The organism is Bradyrhizobium sp. SZCCHNR1043, assembly GCF_032489675.1.
GTDB lineage: Bacteria > Pseudomonadota > Alphaproteobacteria > Rhizobiales > Xanthobacteraceae > Bradyrhizobium.
Genome location: NZ_JAUEYN010000013.1, coordinates 65,677 through 86,741 on the forward strand (window position 1 = coordinate 65,677; position 21,065 = coordinate 86,741).

Genomic DNA, 21,065 nt, shown 5'->3' on the forward strand with positions numbered 1-21,065 from the left:
GCCACCATTCTGGCGCTCGCGGCGCAGTTTCACGCTCTCTTTCATTCTTATTCCGACCGGGCCTTACGCTCGCTATCGTCATCCATGACGCTGACTGCGGCTGGGGGATGGCAACTCTCGATCCGAAGAATGCCGTCCAATCAGGGCAAAAACGGCCGCCGAGCCGACCACGGCAGCGATCGCGGCAATTGCAAATATCGTCGCAAATACGTTGATACCGGACAAAATTGAATTGGGCTGTTCCAACGATGTTCTCATCACGGCACCGAACATCGCAATCCCGATAGCGAATCCACCTTGACGGAGAATTACGCTTATCGCAGAAGCCGCTCCAGCCTGCTCGCGACGTACAGATCCGACGATCCTCGCCGTTAGTTGCGGATTGAGTGCACCATTTGCGCACCCCGCGATGGCCATGCCAACAAGGCCCACGACGAGATGCTGCATCTGTGCCGCCACGGCCATCACAAAAGCGCCGATCGAGACGATCAGAAGCCCGGCGCCAAAGAAGACTCTTGCTTCCATTGCCAGTGCAATGCGGGCGGAGAACATGGGCAATGCAACCATCGGCATGGTTGCAGCTAGCATCAGAACCCAAGCGTCACTAAAAGAGCGGCCCAACCGTTCTTGCAGGAAGAGGGGTAGATAGATTAGCACGGCCCAGTAAGCGACCGACAAAGCAACTGGCACGAGACAGAATCCAACAAATGTTCGGCTGGAAAACATATCGAGTTCTATAAGTGGTTGAGTGCCAAAGCGTTGAGTTGACCAGAAGGCGACAAAGAGCGCCAGTACCCATAGAATTGCAAGCCAACTGGGAATTTCGAACGTCGAGATGCGTGTGCCATGAAGCAGGAGCCAGACGACCGAAAGAAGCAGCGCACTCAACGTCGCGATGCCGCGCAGATCAATTTTCCGCTTAGCTGGATCGCGAGATTCGTCGACTACCATGATCGCGGCAATTGCAATAAATAGGCATATGGGGATGTTGATTAAGAACACCCAATGCCATCCCAATAGGTCCGCGATCAGGCCGCCTCCGGCCGGACCGAGGGCCGTTGCGACTCCTGCCATTGTTCCTGTCCAGGCGAACGCCCGAGCGCGACTTGCTGTATTTGTGTAGCGATTACCAATTATTGCGAGCCCAGAGGACATCATAAAGGCCGCGCCGATACCTTGGCCTACGCGGCCGATGATCAGAGAGATCTGAGCCCCAGCAAAGGCACATTGGAGGGACGCGAGAAGGAAGATGGCATTGCCACCAAGCAACATCACGCGTCTGCCGAAACGGTCGGCGAGAATTCCGGCGGACAACAAGAAGGCCGTTAGCGCAATGCTGTAAGAATCCATGAGCCAAGCGAATCCGCCGACATCGAGTGCCAGATCCTGCTTTACGAGGGGCATCACCATAACGATTGCCGTGATATCGAAATTCACGACGAATAATACCATGCCTACAATCGTAGGAACCAACGTGTTCAGCAGTGATGTTGATTCGTCTAAGCGGGTCGAACTTTCCGCGGTCAATGTCGTCCCCTATCTGAAGGTGTTGCCACATTTCGTGTGGGCTATCGGAGCTCTAGCGGATGAACGGATCCGATGGAGAACGCGCACGTCGGGAGAACTTCCGAGAGTGGAAGACGACGCATTCCAGGTGATTAAAGCCGGTTCGGAACGCAAGACGATAAGGTCCCAGCTGCGGGCTGCCTGGCCCGGATTGTCTTCTGCAGTCGCACAAATGCAGGCTTTGCGACCAATGTTCGTTTCTCGAAGGCGCAATGGGCATACCGCTTTAAATACCGAACAACTCCGGAGGACGCGAATGATCGCTTCTCAAAACGGCATGAATCTGTATCATGTTACGCGAGGTCCCAAATGATCCGTCGCTTGCCGCCCTTCGGCCCGCTTGTCGCGTTCGACGCAGTCGCCCGCAATCGCTCGTTTACGCGGGCGGCCGACGAACTGGGGGTTACCCAGAGTGCAATCAGTCATCAGGTGCGCCGCCTTGAAGAATTCTTCGGTATGCAACTTTTGATACGCCGCACTCCAGGAGTCGAATTGAGCGATGACGGGGCAAGATTAGAGGGCGAGCTCGGCCCACTCCTCGACGAGATAGCGGGTCTTGGGCCTAGCTTAAGATATAGATCGACCCGACAGATGCTGCGCTTGGGAGCTGGCTCGTCGTTAGCCGGATGGTGGTTGATTCGCCGGTTGAGAGCCTTTCACCATTCCAACTCGGAAATAGAGATTGATTTCCGGCTTGTTGAGTCTGAGGCTGTTGGTGAACCGCCGCTGGATGTGCGGATATTGTGGACTACTCTCGCAGAGTCCCGCGCCACGCCATTGCAAGAGCCGCTCCTACGCGAACGTATCTTTCCGGTCTGCGCCCCGTCTCTTCTTCCTCAGGGCATGCCTTTGTCGGACCCAACGGCACTGCTCGATCTTCCATTGATACAGAAAGGTCATCCCCCTGAGGGTGAATGGAGTTGGGCCTACTGGTTCGGGAAACTTGGGCTTAAGCGCACCGAACCGCACGGTCTTTTGTTAGGGGACATGGGCCTTTGCTTGACCGCCGCTGTGGAGGGGGCTGGCGTCGCCATCGGCCGCTCTCTCCTCGTCGCCGATGCAATCAGCGACGGGCGCCTCGTGCCCGCACTAGCGAACGCTCCTCATGTACTATCAAACAAGGTTCACATTGCGCGTTGGAGCCAGGATCGAATTGGAGATCCACACACCAAAGTGCTGGTAAACTGGCTCGCACAGGCCGCCGAGGACACGGATCGCGCTATGTCAAACGACTGGCATGTGTTGTAGGAATGTACGGAGTTGCGAGACGTCCGTTAAACTGAGCCCCAAGTCGAGCGCGCTTCCGAACCTGGCTGAACCGCCCCGGGGTTGCGGAGGCCATTTGGTTTACGATGCGCGGCCATGGCGGGTTGGTCCAGCATGGCGTAGTATCGTTGTTCGGCTTCGGCCGGCGGGAGGTTGCCGATGGGCTCAAGGAACCTGCCGTTGTTGAACCAGTCCACCCATTCCAGGGTCGCGAACTCGACGGCTTCGAATTTTCGCTATGGCCCGAGCCGATCACCTCAGCCTTGTAGAGGCCTTTGAGGTTTCGGCGAGAGCGTTGTCATGGTTGCCATATCATGCGCCTGCCGTAGTTTTCGAGCCAAGATCATACAATAAGTTCCGCGCGACAGGGATCCACGGCGCGGAGCCTCGCCTGAAACGCCATGGGCTAAGGCAAAACACGCCCGGAATGCCCAGCTTCCCTTCGCCGAAAGGCCTCGCTGAGCCGTTCGGTCCCGAACGGCTGCCGGATAGCCTTTTGAGCAGCCGCTTCGAAATCGGTAGGGTACACTGGCGGGTACACCCAAAAAAACGCAACAAAAAACTCTATGTATATCAGTTGCATAGCGTAAAGTTCGATCCCGCCCCTGGGCACCATGTCTCAAATCAGGCTTTGATCTTCCTCGGTTTTTTCCCCTTTTACTCCCACTTTCTTCAACCGGGCCCAAAAGTGGGAGACTATTGTTCGCGGTTTGATCGAGGGACAGGAGCGGCATCGCGCTCGCGGCGAGACGTTTTTGGTTGGCCATCTTGGTATAGTGCGCGGCGTCCTTCATCGCCTGCCATCCGAAGATCGCCATCAGCTGCTTCTCGGTCGCGCCGTTCTCGGCCGCAATGCATGCGCCCGTAAACGTAAGCCAGCCATTCTTGATGTGTTGTCGGCCAAATTTAACGACGTCCGATCTTCGCTGACCGGTGAACAGAATAGCGCGAGTGCGAGATGCGCCTTGGTGCCGATTGGATGCTTCTTGGCATATTGCAGCACTTCAGCAATCGTCCAAGTGTGGAAGCCCTGCGATCCGGTCTTCATGTACGGCACATCCCGGGCCGGATTTCGCTCGGCGCCGGGATGCTCCGCCGCGATTGCATACTTGACGACTTGGCGCAGCGCCTTGATGTGACCGTTGGCAGCCTCGGGAAATTCCGCTTTGCGATCGCGCAGCGCGCGCACCTTGCTGCTCGGCATCGAGGCGTAGGGCAAGGAACCGATCAAATTCGAAATCTCGTCCGAGACCGGTTCGCTACACAAATTATCGAGAATGCCGCGTCGGGCTGACTTGGTGCTGGTGTCGAGTCTCGTGAATTCCGCCGAGGCGTAGTATTGCTCAATCAGCCATCGCAGCGACCCATTCTTCGCGCGCGTGCCCTGCGGTTGTTCGGTCTCTCTGGGCTCGATCTTGCCATTCAGAGCGGCCTGGTACTCTCTCCCGAATTCGTCGGTACCTGGCACGGCACGAAGTCGGATCTTGGGTCCTCGATTGCGCTGGAAACACCGGCGACACATTACCGTGTCGATCCATGTCCTCGTATACGTACTTGATACGCAGAGTGGTCACTGCGAGTCCATTTAATCACGCGGCAACTTCATCCCATGGATTGGTGCTCTTCGCGCCGGCGAGATCAGCATTCGTGTCGAAGCCGTTCCGGAGCACGGCATGGCGACTATTTGGGACGCCGACGTCCTGATCTGGGCTGCTTCGCAAATCGTTGAAGCTCGCGATGGCGGACTGAAGACGTCCCGTCTGATGGCGGCAACGCCCTACGAAATCCTGACCTTCGTCGGCCGCGGCACCAGACCGCTGATGCCAGCGTGATTTGTTTGCACGACTAACGACTCTCTAGTCGCTCTCAGAGCAAGTCTCTCTCATGAAACCCAGAGTTGGCATTTACCTCTCCGAGGGCATGGCTGCGCGGTTGGCAGAAGCGGCCAAAAATCCCCGTGCCACTCGTTCTCTGGTTTCCCGGGATCGCGTCCCGCTCCTGAACGGCTTGATGGTGATGCTGGGCGCGCTGGGTGCGGTCACGGCGACATTGCCGGCCGACCTGTTGCTGGAGTGGATTGGTTGGCGTGAACTATTTGGTCTGCTTGACTGTCGCCAGTGCGCTCACGATTTATCTGATCGTGCCCGAGAGGACTGCAGTTCCGGGCGGCGCGGTCGCAGCCGGTTTGAAAGAGGTCTATGCCGATCCGCGATTCTGGCGCGTTGCGCCGCTCTCGGCATCCTGCATTGGAACGGCCTGGGCTCTCCAACGGCTCTGGGCGGCGCAGTGGCTCAAGGACGTTGAGGGCCTCGATCGTGCGAGCGTGGTATTTCATTTGTTTGCCATGGCGGCCGCGCTCAGCCTGGGTGCCATTCTGCTTGGGGTCGCTACCGATCGGCTGCGAAGGCGCGGTGTTGGACCGGAGGTGCTCCTGGGGCTTGTTGCGGCTGTCTTTATTGCAACTCAGTTCGAATTGATCCTGCGCTTGCCCTTGCCGTCATATTTGCAGTGGGCCGTTGTAGCGGCCGTCGGCGCGGCTACAGTGCTGAGCTTCGCGACTCTGGCCGAGTATTTCCCGAAACAGCTCGCCGGAAGGGCCAACGGCGCGCTGAATCTGTTCCACATTGCCGCGGCCTTCGTTGTGCAATACGCGACCGGCGTTGTACTTCAGTATTGGACACCTCAAGCGGGACACTATCCCGAAATCGCCTATCGGACAGCCTTTGCTCTCAATCTCGCGCTCCAGGTCGTGGCTTGGATCTGGTTCGTGTCTCCGCGCGTCAGCGCCGACTCGCGACAAATGCGCGCGAGCGCGATGTAGATACGAGACCGGAGCACAAGGAACTCTCCCTGATCACACTGGTGGAGGTGATCAAAATCGTTAGAAGCCCAGGGCGCTCGAGGTGCTTCGCCCTATTGCGCAGGGACGTGCCTCTTCGGTCGAGCCGCCCGGGACAGGAGCAGCGCAAGCGGGCCCATGAGAATCCCGGCAGCCAGCATCATATAGGCAAGCCACCACCCGCCGGCGCTCTGGGGTCCTCCCGCCGCGTCGAGGGCCACGCCCGTGCCCCAGGCTCCGAGGGCCGACAACCCGAAGCCCACAGTGGAGTGCAGCGCCAACGTGGCTCCCCGATAATTGGGGTCGGCCGCTGCGCTCATTCCCGCGGTCAACGCTCCAGAGTCGGCAGGGACCGTTACGCCGTAGATCAGCAGCAGCAGCACCAGCGCCCAGGCCGGGGCGGTTACGTTGAAGGCGATGATGGTCGCCACGCAGGCGGACGTGATCATCACCGCGATAATCGCACGGTGCCGCCCGAACTTCAGCGCGGCTTCGTTGCCCAAAATGCTGGCGGGCATCGAGATGATTGCAAAGAAGAAGCTCACTACGACTGGCGACAGCCATGATGGCGCGTCCTGGTGCGCAACCACGAACGTCCAGAAACCTACGAGCCAGGTACGGATGCCGTAGAGTTCGAAACAGTGGGCACCGTAGCCGAAAATGTAGCCGAGTGCCTCTCGGTTGGCGAACACCGGCTTGAAGTTCAAAAGACGCCCTGTCTTGGGCTCCGGTCGGCGAGTTTCCATCAGCGCGCACGCCATCACCATTGCAATGGGTCCGATTCCGGTGATCACGAACGCAGCAGGCCAGCCCCATTTGTCCGCCGCCACCTGCGCCACCAGAAAAGAGATACCCACCCCGAACGAGAAGCTCGATGTGTACAGCGTGACCGCACGCGAACTGTTTCCTGCCGGGAGCCGGTCGGTGAGCGCCTTCAGGCCCGGCATGTACGCCCCCGCAAAGCCGAGTCCGGCGATCGACCAGATGATTGTGCCCGACCAGAATCCTTGCGCAAACAAACCGAAGGCGATGGTCGCAAGTCCGCTCACGACCGATCCGCAGAGGAGCACCAAGCGCGCGTCGATACGGTCCGTCAGCGTCGTCAGTAGGGGCACCGCGAGCATGTAGCCGAAGGCGTAGCCGCTTGCCATCAAGCCGCCTTCGGCGGCACTGAGCCCCCATGCCGGCATCAGGTGTTGAGCCAGATTTGCCGAAAGGGTCACGTGCGGCAGCAGGTTGCCCACCTGTCCGAGACACATCACCGCGATCAGCGGCCGGCCGGTCAAGTTGCGGATGCTCGCCTCCCCTCGATTCTGTGGGCATTCATGCGGTTCGCCCAGGCTGCAGGAGCAACAGCGCGACGAAGGCAGACAGCGATGCGAGAGCGCTGACCCACAGCGCGACGCTACCGACATGTTCCACCATGAGCCCCATCGCGAGCGGTGCGACGGCTCCCGTTGCCCGTGCCGGAAGCGAAATCATGCCGACGCGTCTCCCGAAGCCGGCGGGTCCGAACAGAGCCAGCGGCAGCGTGCCGCGCGCGATGGTGATGATCCCGTTGCCAGCGCCGTACAAGACCGCATAGGCAGACGCGAACAGAGGACCTCCCAGGATCAGCGTGATGACGCCGATGGGATTCATCAGTGTAGCAAGTCTCGCCGAGAGCAGCGGGTGGAAGCGACCGAGCCAACCCGCTTCGAGAAGCCGGGCACCAACTTGGGCGGGCCCCACCAACGTTCCTGCGAACAACGCGGCAGCCGGTGAGGCACCCAGGGACACCAGCATCGTCGGCAGGATGGCCGAAAACCCCGAGCTGACGAACCCGACGGCGGCGAACATGTAGGCCAGCACCACGATCGCGAACGTTTCGCTTTCACGCGAGGGGAGTTGAGGATGATCCACCGTCCCGGCTTCCTGTCGTAGGGGCGCGGCACGCGGCAAGTAGAGATTGAGAGGAAGCGCCAGGACCAAATGGATCAGCACCCAAGCCTGGCACGCCACTCGCCAGCCGTATTGGGCATCCAGCCACGTCGACAAGGGCCAGCCGACGGTGCTGGCAAACCCGGCGATCAGCGTGATGCCGGTGATGGAGCGTCGCGCCTTGCTGCCGTAGATGCGCGCGAGCGTTGCGAACGCCGCCTCGTAGAGGCCCATTCCCATGCCGATCCCGAGCAGCACCCAGGATACGACCAGGAGTGCTGGCCCCTCTGCGATCGAGAGCACGAACAAGCCGCCCGACAGAACAAGGTTCGAGGCCGCGAGCAGGCCTCGGCCTCCGAACGTGTCGATGGCATGCCCCACCCGTGGCCCCAGAAGTCCCGCGATCACGAGGGCGCCCGAGAGCGCCGCGAAGACATGGGTGGGTGCAAGACCCAAATCCCGCGCGATTGGCGCAGCGAGGATGGCCGGAAGGTAATAGCTCGAGGCCCACGCAATGGTTTGCGTGGTGCCGAGTGCAACGACGACCGCGACCGGACCTGCAGCCTGGCCCGCAGGAATTCGATTCATGAGCACCCGCAGCCCGAAGCTCCCGTCTTCTTGGCCGCCTCGTCGGCGCCGCAGCAGGCCGATGCATCCTCCTTGGGAGGGCCGCCGCAGCAGGCCGTCGCGAGCGTGGCCGCCGCGACGCTTCCACGCGTGCAGACGCCGGTCTCCGGCAGCACGAGCTCGACCCTCGCCGCGGCGGCCTTGTCGCCCGCAAGGTCGGCTGCGATCGAGCGGACCTGTTCGTAGCCGGTCATCATGAGGAAGGTGGGGGCGCGGCCGTAGGACTTCATGCCGGCCACGTAGAAACCGGGCTCGTCGTGTGCGAGTTCGCGCGCACCATGGGGGCGTACCGTTCCGCAGCTATGCTCGTTCGGATCGATGAGGGGAGCGAGAGCGACGGGCGCCTCGATGGCCGGATCGAGTTTTAGGCGCAGTTCGGACAGGAACGACAGGTCGGGACGGAAGCCCGTCGAGACGATCAGTTCATCGGCGACCACGCTACGCGCCCCGCAGCACGCGCCGGTCGCGATCCGTAGCCGGCCTTCAACTTCCGAGATGTGCGTGACGCCGAATTCGGCTTCGACCCGGACCTTGCCGGAGGCGACGAGCGCGGCGAAGGCGGCGCCTAGCTCGCCGCGTGCCGCGAGCTTGTCGTTGCGGCCGCCGCCGAACGCCTTCGCAGGGTCGGCGCCGCGCAAGAGCCAGACCGGCTCAGTGCCAGGTGCCTTTTCGGCGAGGTGGGCGAGGTCGATGAGCGTACCGACGGCCGAATGGCCGGCGCCGAGGACGGCGACCGCCTTCCCAGCGTATCTGGCTCGCTCGGCGCCGCGGACGTCCGGCATGCCGTAGGTGATCTTGCCCCCGTACTCCCGTTCTCCGAGGGCGGGCAGACCGTTTGCGCCCGCGGGATTGGGAGAGAACCCGGTGCCAGACACGTCGATGACGGCATCAGCCCGCAGCACCTCGGGCCCCTTGCCGTTCTGATAGCGGATCTCGAAAGGAGCGCCCTCGCGACCCTTGGTCTTGGCCTTGTCGAATCCGACCCGGCTGATCGCGGTCACGCGGCTCGAGGTGCGTATCGACTCGCGGAGCGCGGTTTTCGTCGCCAACGGCTCCAGGTAGCGGTCGATGAGCTCGCCGCCGGTGGGGTAGGATTGAGGGTCCGGAGAGTTCCATCCGGTCGGCGCGAGCAGGCGCTGCGCGGCTTTGTCCACATTGTACTCCCAGGGCGAAAAGAGCTGGACATGCTGCCACTGGCGAACGGCATGTGCCGCTTCGGGTCCGGCCTCGAGCACGATCGGCTCCATTCCGCGCTCGAGAACGTGCGCAGCCGCGGCGAGACCGACGGGGCCTGCCCCCACGATCGCCACCTTCTTCTTCTCCGTCATGATCGTCTCCTATCCTTCTAGAATTATCGAATATTAATCGACCAGAAATCAAGCCGCCGGCTTCTTGCTCCGGCACTCCACTTCGTCGGCGCAGCACTCGGCCGCCATGAAGTCGACCAACCCGCGCATGATCTCGTAGTTGGCGTGGCAAACGAGCGTGGTGGATTCGCGGACCTGCGTGATCAGGCCGACGGAGACCAGCGTCTTGATGTGATGCGACAGCGTGGACGCAGGAATCTTGAGCTTTTCCTGGAGCCGGCCGACCGGCAGACCGGCCCTGCCGGCTCTCACGAGGGCCCGATAGATCTGGAGCCTGGTCCGGTTTCCAAGCGCTTCCAGGCGCGCTGCGACGTCTTCGATCTTCATGTGGCAAATATGCGCCGGCGCGCAGGAAGAGTCAACGGTATTTCTAGAAATTTCGAAATAGCGCGTGCTCTGGTTCTCTCAGGCATACCAGGCGAAGAAGCGATCGAGAACTTGACGGCCATTCGCCTCGAAGCACCGCCCGTGACTCACGATTATGCGCTCGGGGTCCCAAGACAAGACTCTGTCAATTGCGGCTCGGGCTCTTCTTCGGTGCAACAAGAGTGGCAAGCGCATTCCGAAAAAGATCTGGCCATTGGGATGGTACATTCCCGTGAGGCGCGCAGCCGAGCGCCAGGGCTCGCTAATCTTGTCCAGCTCAAGGTTGATGATCGTATCGGTGAGAATGAGCGTTCTGGACGCCTTGTGAAAGAAGACGATTTCTCCGAAAATGCCTCCTGGGATGGCAGTTTGGTCGATTTCACCTCCCCACGCCGGCGGCGGCGTCGACGTAAGCTCATCATCAAACCGCACGTCAATTCCTCGCGCCCGTGCGCGTCGGCGTGCGCCCGGAGACCCCCACGTAGTGGCATCGGGGAATGCTCGCGACCACTCCCCGATGTGAGCATAGTGAAATTGGTTTGGTGATACGAGATGGCTGATCGAACCGATCGATCGTAGGTGGCGCGCGAGTTCGAGATCGAGCGCGATGGGTGAATGGAGGAATAGTTCACCATTCTGAAGCTGCACGACGGTCATGCGCGTCGAAAACGGCAGTGGCAGCGTCACGCCAGCCATCGTCAGGTACTCGAATGGCCCGTCGACGACCCCGATTCCTGGCGCGAAGGGCTTGTATTCGTTAATCGGGTCGTACAGCGATGGAGTACGCGACATGGCGGTCTGCCGGGTGTTCCGGGCCGCCGATTATAGCCCTCTCGCCTTTCAAGACCTAGAGCCGGCGCAGGTTTAGCGGGGCGGCATCGATTGCACCTCTATCCGGCGGGTTCAGCGTGCACGCTCTGCTCCCGGTGTTGTGGAGTGCGATGGATCGCGTCGAACCAGGCAAGAACGGCCTCGGCCGAATAGGGGAGCTCAGCTCCCAAGCCGCCGTGAAACTGGCGCCAGCGTTCCACGTAGGGCTCCCGCACCGCCGTCAGGAGCGGGGTTCCCGCGCAGACGACGTCCGCGCAGGAAGCGAGCAGCCCGTGTCCTGCGGCCTCGGCTCTGCCAAACCGACTGATGACGACGAGATCCACTGCATCCCTGATCGCGGATTCTATGCAATGCGCCATCGAGAGCAGGGCCTGTTCGTCCAGCTTGCAGCCGCGGGACTCGCTTCCGCGATCCTGGGTGATCCTCGCCCGCTCCCCGGTGCGAAGGTCCAACAGGTCGAGCATCCGGCATTTTGCGGAGCCCGGCACCATGTTGACCTCGGCTGACCGGCAGCGACATGACCGAGATCAACACACTTGAATCGGGGCCGGGCGGCTCCCGCCGCCCGGCCCCGGTTCTCTACGCCTTGTAGTGGGGCGACTTGAACGATAGCCGTTTCGTCGTCTCGGGAGCCGAAGCGATCTTGCGGATGTCCGCCCACGTCTGCTTGTAGTTGGGAATGATGAGCTCGTTCACTCCGGCGTTGACGACATTGCCCTGCACGCCGGTCGGGAACCCAAAGAGCATAAACGTCTGCTTTGGCTTCGCCGACGGCGTTGGCTGGACCATCGCTTGGGTCGAACCGGCATCATTATAGACCTCGACCAGATCGCCTTCGCCCAGGCCGAGCTCCTTCATGTCGTTCGGGTTCATCTCGATGAAGGGGTACGGCGTCCGGTCCATGACGAAGTCATTCTGGGCATCCATGAACGCATTCTGCCAAACGAGGTTGGTCCGTCCGTTGTTGACCAGGAACTTGTACTTGGCCTTCTGCTCGGCCTTGCCCGCGGCCTGAAGCCCGCGCCAGGGCGCGGCCATGAAGAATGCCTTGCCGTCCTTGGTCGAGAACTTTCCGTCCGTGTACAGTCGCTTGGTTCCCTGGATCTTGTTGTCGGCGAAGCCGACAGATGGCTCCTGGAAGCCGTTCGTGCCCATCGCGCGGAGGCGTGCATACGTGACGTTATCGCCGCCTTTCTCGTGCTTGCGGTAGCCGTCGTTGAAGGCGTCTTCCTCCGTCTTCCAATCGAACCCTTTGAACTGATCGGCGTAGGAGGCATTGCCCTGCTCGCGCAGCACGCGCTCCATCGTGTTCGCAAACCGGGCGGCGATGAGGCAGTCCGGCATCGCGTTGCCGGGCGGATCCATGTAGCGCTCGGTCAGCCGCATTCGTCGTTCGCCGTTCATGGATGTCAGGTTCATCTCGCCGGAGATGGCTGCAGGCAACCAGACGTGGGAGGCTTGTCCGATCTGGGTCGGCACGATGTCGACGTCGACCGAGAACAGGCCGCCCTGCCGGATCGCGACCATGATGGCGTCGACCATGGCCTTGCGGTCGCCCCAGGGCACGGTGTTCATGGCGTCCTTCACCATGTCCGTCCGGCGCTTGTACACCTGCTTGAACTTGAACGCGTTGAGCGTCGTCTTGTAGTGGTCGCAGGCCCAGATGTGATGGATGCCGCCGCGCCCCTCGATGAGGAGCTTGTCGACGTAGGCGGCCGGCCGCCCGACATGGGCGTCGGATGGACGCGAGTAGCCTTCCTGGTGGCCGCCCAGGCGCACGACTCCGCCGCCCGGCCGGCCGACGTTGCCGGTCGCGAGCGCGAGGTTCACGATGGCGCCGTTGGTGCGGTAGTTGTCGTTGCCCCAGATGATGCCCTTCTCGTATCCGAACATCGTCCGCCGGCGCTTGCCGCCGGCCTTCGGCTCCGCGATCCACTGGGCTGCCTTGACGATGTCCTCTCCGCGGAGCCCGGTGATCTTCGCCGCGTCCTCGATCGACGTGCGGTTCGCAGCCAAGGCCGACGCGAAATCGGTCAACGGTTGATCGGCCGGCGTGCCGCCGGGCCGCGATATCAGACCGGCGGCCTGACCCGAGGGCAACGTGCTTGCCGCGATGAACTCCTTGTCGATCCACCCCTTGTCGGCCACGTAGGTCAGAAGCGCGTTGAACAGCACGAGGTCCGTGCCAGGCTCAAGCGCGAGGTGGAGGACACGATCCTTCCCGCCCTCGGCTTCGCAGGCAGCCGTAGTCGCGGTGCGGCGTGGATCGATGATGATGATCCGGCTGGCCTCGACGGGTTCGCCGGGGAATTCCTTCTTCCTCTTGTCCATCGTGGTGCCGCGCAGGTTCGGTATCCAATGGTTGAGGAAGTAGTTGGTCTGGGTCTCGAGCGGATTGGTGCCGATCGCCACGATCGTGTCCGCAAGCTCGGCGTCCTCGTAGCAGTTGTTGAGCTCGCCGACGCCCATGTCGCGCGTCGCATGCACCTCGGAATTGTAGGCGGGCCGATTGTGAATGCGGACGTTCTTGATCTTCATGGCGCCGAAGTAGAGCTTTCCGGTACCCCAGGTGTTCTCGTATCCTCCGGCCGATCCGCCGTGGTCGAACATCGACACGAAGAGGCCGTCTTCGCCCTGTTCGTTGATCACAGCTGCCGTGACGCGCGCCACCAGATCGAGCGCGTCATCCCAGCTCGTCGGCTGCATCGAGCCATAGCGCCAGACCATCGGGTCGGTCAGACGCTGCAGCTGGGTGTTCCGTTGCTGGGAGGTGTGGTTCTCGGCCATCCGCGCGCCGCGGATCGAACCGAGACCGGAGTTCACGACACAGTCCGTGTCCGGCTTGATGACGAGGTGAACGTCCTTACCGTCCTGCTTGACGATGTTGTACATGGACGGCGAATACCAGGCCGCGGTCTCCGCGCCCTGCTGCTTGGACAGGTCGACGCCAAATTTGTTGGACTTCGGATCGAAGCCACCCTGCTTGTTGATCGCCCAGGTGTAGGCTTTGTAGCCGCATCCGACGATACAGTAGTGGCAGGTGACGTTGTGCTCCTTGGCATCCGCCGGGATGATCGGGAGGCGGTCGGTCTGGCGCTTATAGGTCATGTTGTCCCTCCCTCACAGAACGTTGGAAAGCCGGCCGTACAGGAGCTCGTCCACACCGTCGGCGTAGATGTCGCCCTTGCCGTCGATCCGGAGCTGGTATTGCGCGAGGTTCTGGGTGGCGTGACCCCAGATCTGCTGTCCTCCCTTTTCGACGTCGTAGCGTCCATAGTGACCGGGGCAGCTCAGCGACCTATCCTCCTTCGAGTAGCTCAGAGGGAAGCCCTTGTGCGGGCACACGGTCGAGAACCCAACGATATCGCCGTCGGGACCAATTCCGCCCTCCACGCGGGTGCCGAGCTTGATCAGCACGCCCGGCGCGTCCGCATCCGGATACGCCACGTCCATGGGCTCATTCGTTTTGAGCTGAGACACGTTGGCCAGGCGGCTCGATGGATATGCGACGCGGGCTTGGGACGGGGCAGCCTGAGCGGGCGTCGACATCGCGCTCGCGGCCACGGCGCCGGCGGCGGCCACGGTTGCGCCGCTTAGAAATCGGCGCCTGCCGGCGTCGACCATCAGATCGCACTTTTTCATGAGGGCTTCTCCCGGGTGATGCGCGGATCATTGGGCTGATCCGTTCATCTCTGGACTTCAATTCCCGGGCCAGAAGCGCGAACGGTCTAAGTTCTTGAAGTCTCTAGGACGCGCTGCAGCAAGCCGTCCAATTATCCGAACGTTCACAAAGCGAGATGTTCAGAATACTGAACGTGTCAGACCGCGTTGATGCCGAAACGGCGCATGCGATCCCACAGCGTGGTTCGCGAGACACCGAGCAGCTTCGCCGCTTCGGCGATCTGCCCGCCCGTATCCTTGAGCGCGCGCTCGATCTCCTGTTGTTCCGCGGCGTCACGCGCCTCGGCGAGCGATCTTCCGGACGGCTGGCTCGCGCTGCGCATCGTCTCGGGAAACAGATCGACCGGCATAAGCCATGGGCCCGTCGCCAACGCGACCGCCCTGTCGAGCCGATTCCGCAGCTCGCGCACGTTGCCGGGCCAGGGGTGAGCCAGAGCGGCACTTTCGGCGCCGCTACTCAGTCCGCGCAGGTCCGGATTTGCGCTGGCAAGTTCGGTGAAGAAGCGATGCATGAGAAGCTGAATGTCTTCGGGCCGCTCGCGAAGCGGCGGAATCGCGACCGCGACGACGTTGATGCGGTAGTACAGGTCTTCGCGAAATCGCCCCGCAGCGACTTCCGCCGCGAGATCCCGGTTGGTGGCACAAACGACGCGCGCCCGGAACGGGACGATGGCTTCGCCGCCCAGGCGGTAGAAGCGGCGTTCGTCGAGCAGCCGAAGCAGCTTTGCCTGAAGTTGCAGTGGTAGCTCCGCGACCTCGTCGAGAAAGAGGGTCCCGGATTGAGCGCGCTCCGCATACCCGAGGTGCCTGCTGTTGGCGCCCGTGAAAGCGCCTTTCTCGTGTCCGAAGACCTCGCTCTCGAGCAGATTGTCCGGGATGGCGGCGCAGTTGACTGCCACGAATGGCCGGGAAGCGGCATCCGAAATGTTGTGGAGGTGGCGTGCGCAGACCTCCTTGCCAGAGCCGGTCTCGCCGGTGAACAGCACAGGCGTATTGCGGCCGGCCATGCGGGCGAGCAGTTCCTCGATGCGGCGCATCTGCTGCGACAGTCCCAATACGCCGTCCGGAACCGCCGGCCTACGGCCGATCAGAGCGCGGGCGCGCGATATCAGATCGTCGAGTTCGAATGGCTTGGTCACGTAGTCGCCCGCGCCGGCCCTGATGAGAGCCACCGCATGGTCGATCTGGCCGTATGCGGTCATGAACAGAAACGGCGGGGCGGCACTTTCGCCGCTCACTTTCCGGAAGATGTCCTCACCCGACATGTCCGGCAAACGGATGTCACAGATGACAAGATCGGGGGCACCTCGCCTCAGGCCCGCGAGAGCTTCCTGGCCGCTGCGCCACCACTCGACCTTGCAGCCTTCCAGCTCCAGGTACTGGTTGAGGGATTCTCCCATGATCGGATCGTCTTCGATCACAGCGATGGACACTGACTCAGGCAACATTGCGCTGCTCCTCCCCCGAGCCATCGGGTATCGCTATGGAGATCGCCGTTCCGCCGCCGGCCGGATGCTCGACTCGGATGGAGCCGCCGACTTCCAGAACGAGACGCCGAATGATCCAAAGGCCAAGGCCGGGCTCTCCGGGCCGTGGCGCGGCATCCGCTTCACGGCTTTCGAGGTAGCTGACCCTATCCTGGTCGAGTCCGGCGCCTTCGTCGCTCACTGTCAGGACTAGGCTGCCGTCCACCAGCCCCGCTTCGAATGCGATACGGCCGGCGGGCGCGCTTGCTTGGCACGCGTTGAGCAGCAGATTGAGCGCGGCCTGACGGACGGCATTCGCTCTGACGGGAATCTCGCCGGGAAGCTCGTTCGCCCACGACAGCGAAAGGTTTCTGCGATCGAGCTCAGGACCGATCAGAAGACGCAGGTCCTCGATGTCGCTTGGCTTCAGCGGACGCATCGCGGTGTCGACACGGTGGGTCACCAATGCGGACCTCACGACGTCGCGGATGCCCGCGAGCCCCCGCTCAAGAAGAGAGAGTGCACGCTCCCGAACCCCGAGCTGATGGCCATGTCGCCGGAGCGTCTCGATCGCGTTGAACATGCCTCCCAGCGGATTGTTGATTTCGTGGGCCATCCCGGAGGCAAGACGGCCGAGGCTAGTGAGACGTTGCTCTTCCGCGACGCGAGCAGCCAGCGCCTCACGCTCGTTCCATGATCGCACCATCATGTTGTAGTGTCTGAACAGGCGACCGAACTCCGAACTGGGCGGTCCGACATCCTCATCTGCGATGCACCGCAGTTCGCCGGACTGCCCCCGCCTGAAATGCGTGGTCAAGAGCTGCACCGGTCGCAGCATTCTGCGCACCGCGATGAAGCCGACCGCCGCGACCAGCATAGTGATGGCGATATTGGTCGCGACCAACGTCCAGAGCACGTCCCGCCGCTCCTTGAATCGGGCGCCGACGTCGAATTGGGTGTAGATCACCCCGATGCGACGCCCCTGATCGAGCAGCACGCGGCGGACGCCGGCACGCTCGGCCTGCTCGTCAAGCCAGCTATCGTTTGCGTCCGCAAACCGATCGACGATCGACTTCGGCACGGGTGCAAAGGCCGGCACGGTACGGGGATCGAAGGAAGCCAGGACGATGCCGTCGGGTTCCGCCACCACCGTCTCGAGAATCGTCAAGCCGCGGTACAGTGAACGAGCGCGGTCGAGATTGTCGAACGTCTCCCAGGCGTCCCCACGGATCACCGCAGGCATCACCGACGACGAAAGCCCGTCCAGGTAGGCGGCGGTCAATTCCCGGAAATGGCGATCCTGGGTTTCGGCGAGCCTCTTGAGCACCTGATCTGTGAGCACCACCCCGATGGCGACCATGAGCAGCGCCACAAGCGCAGGGACCTTGATCACGACCGGCAGATTCGATCTCAGGTCGAAGCGAGCGCTCATCCGAGGCTCCGAACATAGTTCATCTTCGCCCCAATCGTGTCGAACAGGGATGGATCGCTTCTCGTGAAACCGTCGAGATGCAGCATCTGCAGCACCCGACGGGCCTCCGGATCGGACGACATCCCGACGAACGCTGCGGCCAGGTCATCGACCGAAAGTCCGCTCGGGCGGCTCTTGCCGCACGCCACCGGCGGAAATCCTAGCCATTCCGATTGTCGCAACACGCGAGTTGGAGCCGTCAAATCGGGCTCTACGATGCTGAGGACTTCCCACACGTAGCCATCGACGGATCCGCTATCCGCCAGCCCGGAGGCGACTGCGCGGACGACGTTGCGATGACCATAGGTGAAGAAGTGATGCCTGAAGAAATCCTCCGGCTTGGTGTGCATATCGGTCAGAAGGGCGCGAGTGACGAGGAAGCCGGAATTGCTGTCGGGATCGGAGAACGCGTGCGTGTCGCCTTTCAGATCGGGAAAGGACTCGGCCTTACGGCGGGCATCGACGATCACGTAGGACTGGTAAAGTGGGCGGCCCTTCCACACCGGTACCGCTACCAGATCGAGCTGCTCGCGAAATTGGACGTAGGGGTAGCCGCAGATCCAGGCAGCATCAATTTGTCCGTTTACCAGGAGGAGCGTGATCTCCTGGTAGGTTCGGCGCGTGAGGATCTGGACTTCCCTGCTCCAAATGCGCTCAAGATAAGAGCGAAGTGTCGCCAACAGCTCCAAGTCGGAAGTCAGAAGCACGGGCGTGAGCCCAATCTGCACCGGCCGCGGATCAGCCGCTACGGCGCGTCTGCTTTTAAGAGCAATCGTACTCGCCGCTAGTCCGGATAGGACTGCGCGCCTCGTGACTCGCGTTCTATTCGCATGTGATGCAGGGGCCTGCCTTTGACGCAAACCCATGGCGATTCCTCCTAGAGTCGTCGCCCCTTTTTTCTTAGAGAGTATCGAATGGCGTCTGGCGCGGCAACGAATATGACAGGCATGTGACGGTGAGGTATTGAGATAGCTCAAGCAACAGCTCACCGGCGCGCGTCTCAAGGACCTGCGGGAGCTCAGCGCCACTCTGTGGTTGACAGAATGCTGTAATATCCATAAGTCTAGAAATATGGATAATGAAGAAGCGGTCTTGGCGCTCGCCGCGCTCGCTCAGCCCACTCGGCTGAACGCATTTCGTATTCTGGCAAGTCATGAGCCGGAGGGTCTGTCGGCCGGAGAGCTTGCTCGCGCCCTGGAAGTTCCCCAGAACACGCTCTCGGCGCACCTTTCGATCCTTTCAAGGGCGGACCTCGTCACCTCGGAGCGACACAGCCGGTCGATCATCTATCGCGCCAATCTTGCCGAATTCCAGAAGGTGGCGCTGTTTCTGCTGCAGGACTGCTGCGGCGGCCGGCCGGAAGTCTGCGCACCATTGATTGAAAGCCTTGCGCCTTGCTGTCCTCCGAAAAAGAAAAGGGAGCGAAGCCGTGTCTGATCACCTCTACAACGTTCTCTTCCTCTGCACCGGCAACTCCGCCCGTTCAATCATGGCGGAATCGATCCTGCGAAAGAATGCCGGCGGCCGCTTCCGGGCGTTCTCGGCAGGCAGCACGCCGAAGGGCGCGGTCAACCCGCTGGCGCTACGCACTCTCCAAAGCCTGGACTATCCGACCGACGGCTTGCGCTCGAAGAGCTGGCTCGAGTTCGCCGCCCCCGATGCACCCGTCATGGATTTCGTCTTCACGGTCTGCGACAACGCCGCCGGTGAGACCTGTCCGGTGTGGCCTGGACAGCCGATGACCGCTCACTGGGGCATCGAGGATCCCGCCGCAGTCGAAGGTATTGATCTCCAGAAGGAGGCGGCATTCGTGACCGCCTTCCGGTACCTGAAGAATCGCATCGGTACCTTCACCAATCTTCCTCTGCGCAGCATCGACAAACTGTCGCTCGGCACCAAGTTGCGCGAGATCGGCCGGTCGGAAGGCGCGAGTTCATCCCGCAACGACGTGGCCTGACACATGAGCATCTTCGAACGTTACCTCACACTTTGGGTTGCCCTCTGCATCGTCGCCGGCGTCGTGCTCGGCCACTTCATGCCTAGCTTCTTCGGAGTGGTTGCAGCCGCGGAAGTGGCCAAGGTCAATTTGCCAGTGGCAGTCCTGATCTGGCTGATGATCGTGCCGATGCTGCTGAAGATCGACTTCGGTGCTTTGAGCCAGGTCCGAGAGCACTGGCGCGGCGTGGGGGTTACCCTGTTCATCAATTGGGCCGTCAAACCGTTCTCGATGGCGCTTCTCGGCTCCTTCTTCATCGGCAACGTGTTCGCGCCGATGCTGCCGTCCGCGCAGATCCCATCCTACATCGCGGGTCTGATCCTGCTCGCAGCCGCTCCTTGCACCGCGATGGTGTTCGTCTGGTCGAACCTGTGCGAAGGAGAGCCTCACTACACGCTCAGCCAGGTCGCATTGAATGACGTGATCATGGTCTTCCTGTTCGCGCCGCTGGTGGGGCTTCTGCTCGGTGTAGCCTCCATCAGCGTTCCCTGGGCGACGCTTCTGCTCTCGGTCGTCCTGTACATCGTTGTGCCGGTCGTCGTAGCGCAGGCCTGGAGGACGTCCCTTCTCGCCGCTGGCGGTGGTGCCTTCGAGCGGACCATGCGGAGGCTGCAGCCATTGTCGCTTGTTGCTCTGCTGGCGACGCTAGTTCTGCTGTTCGGTTTCCAGGGTGAGCAGATCGTCAAGCAGCCGGTCGTGATTGCGATCCTCGCCGTGCCGATTCTGATCCAGGTCTATCTCAACGCCGGTCTCGCCTACTGGCTGAGCCGGCGCTTCGGCGTCGCCTGGTGTGTCGCTGCACCTGCGGCGCTGATCGGCGCCAGCAACTTTTTCGAGCTCGCGGTTGCTGCTGCCATCAGCCTGTTCGGACTAGACTCCGGAGCTGCGCTCGCGACCGTGGTGGGCGTGCTGGTCGAAGTGCCCGTGATGCTGTCGGTGGTCCGCATCGTGAAGGCGACTCGCGGCTGGTATGAATCCGGAGCGAATGCGGCCAAGCCCGCGATGGAGGCTCACAGATGACCATTACGATCTACCACAATCCAGATTGCGGTACGTCCCGCAACACGCTCGCTATGATCCGGCAAAGCGGCATCGAGCCTGAGATCATCGAGTACCTCAAGACGCCGCCGTCGCGCGATAAGCTCCAGGAGCTCATCACCACCATGGGAATTCCGGTTCGCGACCTGTTGCGCGAGAAGGGAACGCCCTACAAAGAACTCGGCCTCGACGATCCGAAGTGGACCGACGACGAACTGCTGGATTTCATGATCGCGCACCCGATCCTGATCAATCGCCCGATCGTCGTCACGCCGAAGGGCGTCCGGTTGTGCAGACCGTCGGAAGCGGTCATCGATCTCCTTAACGGCCCGTTCGGGCGGTTCGTCAAGGAGGATGGCGAGGTCATCGAGCCCAGATGAGCCGGTACAACGACCGCATTAGATCGCTCGGTCGAAGGTGATGCCGGGCGCAGTGTCCGACGGCTTAATCGCCAGAGGGCGGGCCTCAGGCGTGCCCGGAACACACCATCGATACCCATTTTGTTGTTGCCTCGTAGCCCGTTGGTCACTCCCATCCGTTGATCCATCGCAACAGAGGAGCTCGCGGCGTTGCTATTGAATATCCGCAGGTATCCCATCGCAAAGCGATGCAACGAGGCGTTCATTTTGAA

Annotated in this window: 19 protein-coding genes and 2 pseudogenes; 7 read left to right on the plus strand and 14 right to left on the minus strand. The window is 61.7% G+C overall.

What is annotated here, in order from left to right; translation table 11 throughout:
- Positions 1-78: 78 nt before the first annotated feature.
- A complete protein-coding gene (locus QX039_RS22795) occupies positions 79-1,452 on the minus strand; it encodes an MFS transporter (protein WP_315773554.1) in 1,374 nt (457 codons plus the stop codon).
- Positions 1,453-1,875: 423 nt separating this feature from the next.
- Here QX039_RS22795 and QX039_RS22800 point away from each other — a divergent pair, with 423 nt between their 5' ends.
- Entirely contained in the window at positions 1,876-2,814 is a 939-nt protein-coding gene (locus QX039_RS22800) for a LysR substrate-binding domain-containing protein (protein WP_315773556.1), read from the plus strand.
- A 26-nt stretch (positions 2,815-2,840) separates the two neighbouring features.
- Here QX039_RS22800 and QX039_RS22805 read toward each other — a convergent pair.
- Positions 2,841-3,138 (minus strand): annotated as a pseudogene (locus QX039_RS22805) (hypothetical protein); the annotation flags it as partial.
- A gap of 511 nt (positions 3,139-3,649) precedes the next feature.
- On the minus strand, positions 3,650-4,300 hold the full coding sequence (locus QX039_RS22810) for a hypothetical protein (protein ID WP_315773558.1): 651 nt from the start codon (positions 4,298-4,300) through the stop codon (positions 3,650-3,652).
- 157 nt (positions 4,301-4,457) lie between these two features.
- Here QX039_RS22810 and QX039_RS22815 point away from each other — a divergent pair.
- Both QX039_RS22815 and QX039_RS22820 read left to right on the plus strand, forming a co-directional pair.
- Positions 4,458-4,643 (plus strand): annotated as a pseudogene (locus tag QX039_RS22815) (replication initiator protein A); the annotation flags it as partial.
- Positions 4,644-4,918: 275 nt separating this feature from the next.
- Entirely contained in the window at positions 4,919-5,653 is a 735-nt protein-coding gene (locus QX039_RS22820) for a hypothetical protein (protein ID WP_315736005.1), read from the plus strand.
- Positions 5,654-5,745: 92 nt separating this feature from the next.
- On the opposite strand, the gene QX039_RS22825 is transcribed toward QX039_RS22820, so the two are convergent.
- The 11 genes from QX039_RS22825 to QX039_RS22875 all read right to left on the minus strand — a co-directional run bounded on the left by QX039_RS22825 (position 5,746) and on the right by QX039_RS22875 (position 18,107).
- Positions 5,746-6,930 (minus strand): MFS transporter, encoded by a 1,185-nt coding sequence (locus QX039_RS22825; RefSeq protein WP_315737012.1) that lies wholly within the window; start codon positions 6,928-6,930, stop codon positions 5,746-5,748.
- Between the two features lie 64 nt (positions 6,931-6,994).
- Positions 6,995-8,179, minus strand: coding sequence for an MFS transporter (locus QX039_RS22830; protein ID WP_315736006.1), 1,185 nt, complete (start codon positions 8,177-8,179; stop codon positions 6,995-6,997).
- Positions 8,176-9,546: an NAD(P)-binding domain-containing protein gene (locus QX039_RS22835; RefSeq protein WP_315736008.1), complete on the minus strand. Its 1,371-nt coding sequence runs from the start codon at positions 9,544-9,546 to the stop codon at positions 8,176-8,178. The genes QX039_RS22830 and QX039_RS22835 overlap by 4 nt, the downstream gene beginning before the upstream one ends.
- A gap of 48 nt (positions 9,547-9,594) precedes the next feature.
- A complete protein-coding gene (locus tag QX039_RS22840) occupies positions 9,595-9,912 on the minus strand; it encodes a metalloregulator ArsR/SmtB family transcription factor (protein WP_315736010.1) in 318 nt (105 codons plus the stop codon).
- Positions 9,913-9,990: 78 nt separating this feature from the next.
- Positions 9,991-10,743, minus strand: a complete 753-nt coding sequence (locus tag QX039_RS22845; RefSeq protein WP_315736012.1) for a DUF4336 domain-containing protein — start codon at positions 10,741-10,743, stop codon at positions 9,991-9,993.
- A 98-nt stretch (positions 10,744-10,841) separates the two neighbouring features.
- Positions 10,842-11,273, minus strand: a complete 432-nt coding sequence (locus QX039_RS22850; protein WP_315736015.1) for a DUF2478 domain-containing protein — start codon at positions 11,271-11,273, stop codon at positions 10,842-10,844.
- 88 nt (positions 11,274-11,361) lie between these two features.
- On the minus strand, positions 11,362-13,890 hold the full coding sequence (locus QX039_RS22855; RefSeq protein ID WP_315736017.1) for an arsenate reductase (azurin) large subunit: 2,529 nt from the start codon (positions 13,888-13,890) through the stop codon (positions 11,362-11,364).
- Positions 13,891-13,902: 12 nt separating this feature from the next.
- Positions 13,903-14,424: an arsenate reductase (azurin) small subunit gene (locus tag QX039_RS22860; RefSeq protein ID WP_315736019.1), complete on the minus strand. Its 522-nt coding sequence runs from the start codon at positions 14,422-14,424 to the stop codon at positions 13,903-13,905.
- Positions 14,425-14,600: 176 nt separating this feature from the next.
- On the minus strand, positions 14,601-15,911 hold the full coding sequence (locus QX039_RS22865; RefSeq protein WP_315736021.1) for a sigma-54 dependent transcriptional regulator: 1,311 nt from the start codon (positions 15,909-15,911) through the stop codon (positions 14,601-14,603).
- Positions 15,901-17,361 (minus strand): HAMP domain-containing sensor histidine kinase, encoded by a 1,461-nt coding sequence (locus tag QX039_RS22870; protein ID WP_315736023.1) that lies wholly within the window; start codon positions 17,359-17,361, stop codon positions 15,901-15,903. The genes QX039_RS22865 and QX039_RS22870 overlap by 11 nt, the downstream gene beginning before the upstream one ends.
- A complete protein-coding gene (locus QX039_RS22875; RefSeq protein ID WP_315736025.1) occupies positions 17,358-18,107 on the minus strand; it encodes a PhnD/SsuA/transferrin family substrate-binding protein in 750 nt (249 codons plus the stop codon). Before QX039_RS22875 ends, QX039_RS22870 begins: the two co-directional genes overlap by 4 nt.
- A 364-nt stretch (positions 18,108-18,471) precedes the next feature.
- On the opposite strand from QX039_RS22875, the gene QX039_RS22880 reads away from it, so the two are divergent.
- Genes QX039_RS22880 through arsC form a run of 4 tightly spaced genes read left to right on the plus strand, consistent with a single transcriptional unit; the run spans position 18,472 to position 20,814 of the window.
- Entirely contained in the window at positions 18,472-18,837 is a 366-nt protein-coding gene (locus QX039_RS22880) for a metalloregulator ArsR/SmtB family transcription factor (protein ID WP_315736027.1), read from the plus strand.
- Positions 18,830-19,357 (plus strand): arsenate reductase ArsC, encoded by a 528-nt coding sequence (locus QX039_RS22885; protein ID WP_315737013.1) that lies wholly within the window; start codon positions 18,830-18,832, stop codon positions 19,355-19,357. Before QX039_RS22880 ends, QX039_RS22885 begins: the two co-directional genes overlap by 8 nt.
- 3 nt (positions 19,358-19,360) lie before the next feature.
- On the plus strand, positions 19,361-20,416 hold the full coding sequence (arsB, locus tag QX039_RS22890; RefSeq protein WP_315736029.1) for an ACR3 family arsenite efflux transporter: 1,056 nt from the start codon (positions 19,361-19,363) through the stop codon (positions 20,414-20,416).
- Positions 20,413-20,814 carry an arsenate reductase (glutaredoxin) gene (gene arsC, locus QX039_RS22895; RefSeq protein WP_315773560.1) on the plus strand — a complete coding sequence of 134 codons (402 nt, stop codon included), beginning with the start codon at positions 20,413-20,415 and terminating at the stop codon, positions 20,812-20,814. Before arsB ends, arsC begins: the two co-directional genes overlap by 4 nt.
- The last annotated feature ends 251 nt before the right edge of the window (positions 20,815-21,065 follow it).

What these genes read in the sequence shown, in the direction of transcription:
- QX039_RS22870 (WP_315736023.1), bottom strand. Translation starts at nt 17,361, where the DNA reads ATGAGCGCTCGCTTCGACCTGAGATCGAATCTGCCGGTCGTGATCAAG.
- QX039_RS22850 (WP_315736015.1), bottom strand. Translation starts at nt 11,273, where the DNA reads ATGGTGCCGGGCTCCGCAAAATGCCGGATGCTCGACCTGTTGGACCTT.
- QX039_RS22830 (WP_315736006.1), bottom strand. Translation starts at nt 8,179, where the DNA reads ATGAATCGAATTCCTGCGGGCCAGGCTGCAGGTCCGGTCGCGGTCGTC.
- QX039_RS22865 (WP_315736021.1), bottom strand. Translation starts at nt 15,911, where the DNA reads ATGTTGCCTGAGTCAGTGTCCATCGCTGTGATCGAAGACGATCCGATC.
- QX039_RS22845 (WP_315736012.1), bottom strand. Translation starts at nt 10,743, where the DNA reads ATGTCGCGTACTCCATCGCTGTACGACCCGATTAACGAATACAAGCCC.
- QX039_RS22835 (WP_315736008.1), bottom strand. Translation starts at nt 9,546, where the DNA reads ATGACGGAGAAGAAGAAGGTGGCGATCGTGGGGGCAGGCCCCGTCGGT.
- QX039_RS22825 (WP_315737012.1), bottom strand. Translation starts at nt 6,930, where the DNA reads ATGTGTCTCGGACAGGTGGGCAACCTGCTGCCGCACGTGACCCTTTCG.
- QX039_RS22795 (WP_315773554.1), bottom strand. Translation starts at nt 1,452, where the DNA reads ATGGTATTATTCGTCGTGAATTTCGATATCACGGCAATCGTTATGGTG.
- QX039_RS22860 (WP_315736019.1), bottom strand. Translation starts at nt 14,424, where the DNA reads ATGAAAAAGTGCGATCTGATGGTCGACGCCGGCAGGCGCCGATTTCTA.
- arsB (WP_315736029.1), top strand. Translation starts at nt 19,361, where the DNA reads ATGAGCATCTTCGAACGTTACCTCACACTTTGGGTTGCCCTCTGCATC.
- QX039_RS22880 (WP_315736027.1), top strand. Translation starts at nt 18,472, where the DNA reads ATGGATAATGAAGAAGCGGTCTTGGCGCTCGCCGCGCTCGCTCAGCCC.
- QX039_RS22840 (WP_315736010.1), bottom strand. Translation starts at nt 9,912, where the DNA reads ATGAAGATCGAAGACGTCGCAGCGCGCCTGGAAGCGCTTGGAAACCGG.
- QX039_RS22855 (WP_315736017.1), bottom strand. Translation starts at nt 13,890, where the DNA reads ATGACCTATAAGCGCCAGACCGACCGCCTCCCGATCATCCCGGCGGAT.
- arsC (WP_315773560.1), top strand. Translation starts at nt 20,413, where the DNA reads ATGACCATTACGATCTACCACAATCCAGATTGCGGTACGTCCCGCAAC.
- QX039_RS22800 (WP_315773556.1), top strand. Translation starts at nt 1,876, where the DNA reads ATGATCCGTCGCTTGCCGCCCTTCGGCCCGCTTGTCGCGTTCGACGCA.